General features: G+C 47.1%; 2 protein-coding genes. Both read right to left on the reverse strand.

The features are described from left to right. Positions 1 to 196: 196 nt before the first annotated feature. Positions 197 to 1,471, reverse strand: a complete 1,275-nt coding sequence (locus F6J94_RS32715; protein WP_293047857.1) for a glycosyltransferase — start codon at positions 1,469 to 1,471, stop codon at positions 197 to 199. A 105-nt stretch (positions 1,472 to 1,576) separates the two neighbouring features. Next, positions 1,577 to 2,548 carry a CinA family protein gene (locus F6J94_RS32720; protein ID WP_293047859.1) on the reverse strand — a complete coding sequence of 324 codons (972 nt, stop codon included), beginning with the start codon at positions 2,546 to 2,548 and terminating at the stop codon, positions 1,577 to 1,579. Positions 2,549 to 2,752 lie beyond the last annotated feature (204 nt).

Here is a 2,752-nt window from a genome sequence, read left to right on the forward strand (position 1 = left end):
TGGGAGATGGGGAGATGGGGAGATGGGGGAGATTTTTATAAAGGGTAATTATGCTGAGATGATATAACTAGTAGGGTGCGTTCATAACCCACCCATCCCATTAACAATTCCCTCTTCTTTCTTCCCTACTCCCTACTCCCTACTCCCTGGTTCCTGTTCCCGACTCCCGACTCCCGACTCCCGACTCCCTAAAATCCTAACCCAATTGAGATTCAATAATAGCGATCGCATTAGCAATGCCATCTTCATCCCGGATTTGTTTGCCCAAGGCTTCAGCATTTTGCCGAATAGTCTGGTTTGTCGTCACTTCGCGGATAGCAGTAGCCAGCTTCTCGGCAGTCAATGTCTTTTGGGGAATCGGTTTACTGCCCACACCAAGGGCATGAACACGGTCGCCCCAAAAGGGTTGGTCCCCAAAAAAGGGACAAATGATAGTAGGACGACCTGCCCGTAAGCCAGCAGCGGTAGTGCCAGCCCCACCATGATGCACCACTGCGGCCATACGGGGGAAAAGCCAATCGTGGGGAGCGCTGTCAATTTTTAAAATGCTGTCTGGCAAGTCATCTACAACCAAGCCACCCCAACCGGTAGCAATAATACCCCGCACATTCGCTTGCTGTAACCCTTCAATCACAATTTCCGTCAGCCGCTGGGGATGTCGTCCAGCCATACTGCCAAAACCGACATAAACCGGAGGATTGCCAGCATCAAGGAAATCCTGTAACTCAGCCGGTGGTTGCCATGTGTCCTTTTCCTCTAGAAACCAGTAGCCTGTTGGCACCACACTCTCAGGCCAGTCCGTAGCTTCTGGCATAACAAACTTACTGTAACAATATAAAACCGGAATCTGTTCACCGGTAGTGGTACGCAGAATATTAAAACTCCCCGGTTGGGGTGGCAAATCATGGTCAGCTCGCCACGTTTTAACGGGTTTGCCTGCTGAAAACTCCATTAATCGATTGACGAAGCGATAGGTCAGTTTGTTATACCAGCCCCCTAAAGGCCAATTCGGGAAGCCCATGTTAGGAAATTCAGCTGTAGGCACCAGCATCGGCACAGGAACCGCCATGATCACGGGAATGCCCAATTTTTCCGCAAAATGAGGACCCCCATAGGCTTTGGGGTGGAAGATGATCAGATCCGGGTTGGCTTCTTGTGCGGAATTCCAACTATCATTAAGCATCATCCTTTGCATGGGAGCAACTTGTTTAGATAACTTGCGAGTGAGTTTGATGATTTCCCAGAGGTTGGTGGTATTTTCCATGGCATCCCGACCTTGATCTGAATTGATCAGCTTCATCATCTCATCGTTCATATAGCCATAACTTAAGCCATGCTCCCTGATGAATAATTCAAAACTGGCACTAGTACAGACTGTGACGGTATGTCCTGCTGCTTTTAAACCTTTGCCTAATGCTACATAGGGCTGGACATCGCCCCGTGAACCTAGTGTTTGGATAAATATATGCATAGGTCAGTAGACTTCTTTGCTGAAGTAGGGAACAGGGAACAGCGGATCTGGGAATAAGGGTACATGAATCAATTGTGATAATTTTTGTTCCCTGTTCCCTACTCTCTACTGCCTGCTCCGTCTTTCCTGTTCCCTTTTCTTTCTTCCCTTTCCTATACCCAATCGACAACGCTCGCTGTGCTCCTTGATCACCCAAGTTGGTTCACCGTACCTGATGTAACGGCCATCATAGGGTTCTTGACACATGGAGTCGAGAGTTTTACAAGTCACATTATCGCCGTCGCTGGTACAGACAAAATTTTGGAGGTGTTGTGTCGCCAGTTCCAGAGCGTCAATCACCACATTTTGCCGAATCAATTTCCGGGTCATGGATAAGATTGGAGCTGATACATAGCCCTTAGGGTCGGCCTCAGCTTCGGAACGATATTGTTGGCATACAACTTCAGTCATAGGCAATCCATCACCATCGCACAGTGCCATGCGCCGGTGGCTGGTATTGAAGACAATGGGCTGCTCTTGGATGTCACTGTCTTGGCTCTCAGAGATGGTGCGAATAGAAACTGCTGCGTTGACAACACCGAGGTCTTCCAATTTATTTTTGTCAACCGGTCCGGCGTGTCCGGTAACTGCAATGGAGACCATCGCCCGACTATTTTTCAAAGCACCAGCAGCCATTTGTCGAGCTGTGGTTTCTGTATAAACATCGCCTTTTTTGACCCCAAGCATCTTGCGCTTAGCATCACTATCATAGGTGGAAAATCCACCGTAGGTGTAGGAGCCATAGAGGGGAATGTTGACGATGGTGGAAATAATCATGCCACTGGTCAGAGACTCCGCTGTGACAACATTGAGCTGCCGTGCTTTAATTTCTTTCAAAAAGCTTTCAGCTTTGTCATTCATCACAGGAGTGTAATCAATTGACATATAATCTACTGTACTGCAACCGTTGTCCATGTACAGTAACCCTCGTAAGCAGGTTTGAGCTGAGTCGCTGGTATCGGCTATTGCTACTTGCACACCAAGCACAAAGGGTAAAATTAGCGAGACCAGTACCATCAAAACCTTATTTTTCGACATTTTTGATTGTCTTTGTCCAAAAGATCAATGAATTGACTCTGATTACACTATCAATGATTGGGTTTTATTAGCTGGTCTTTATTTAAATTTAATGGTTTTGAGAGCAAGGGAGTAGGGAGTAGGGAGTAGGGAGTAGGGAGTAGGGGGTAGGGAGTAGGGAGTAGGGAACTTCGGATTAAAAATTATCACAATTCATTAATATAA

It is taken from the genome of Moorena sp. SIO1F2, assembly GCF_010672755.1.
Lineage (GTDB): Bacteria > Cyanobacteriota > Cyanobacteriia > Cyanobacteriales > Coleofasciculaceae > Moorena.

What these genes read in the sequence shown, in the direction of transcription:
- F6J94_RS32720 (WP_293047859.1), bottom strand. Translation starts at nt 2,548, where the DNA reads ATGTCGAAAAATAAGGTTTTGATGGTACTGGTCTCGCTAATTTTACCC.
- F6J94_RS32715 (WP_293047857.1), bottom strand. Translation starts at nt 1,471, where the DNA reads ATGCATATATTTATCCAAACACTAGGTTCACGGGGCGATGTCCAGCCC.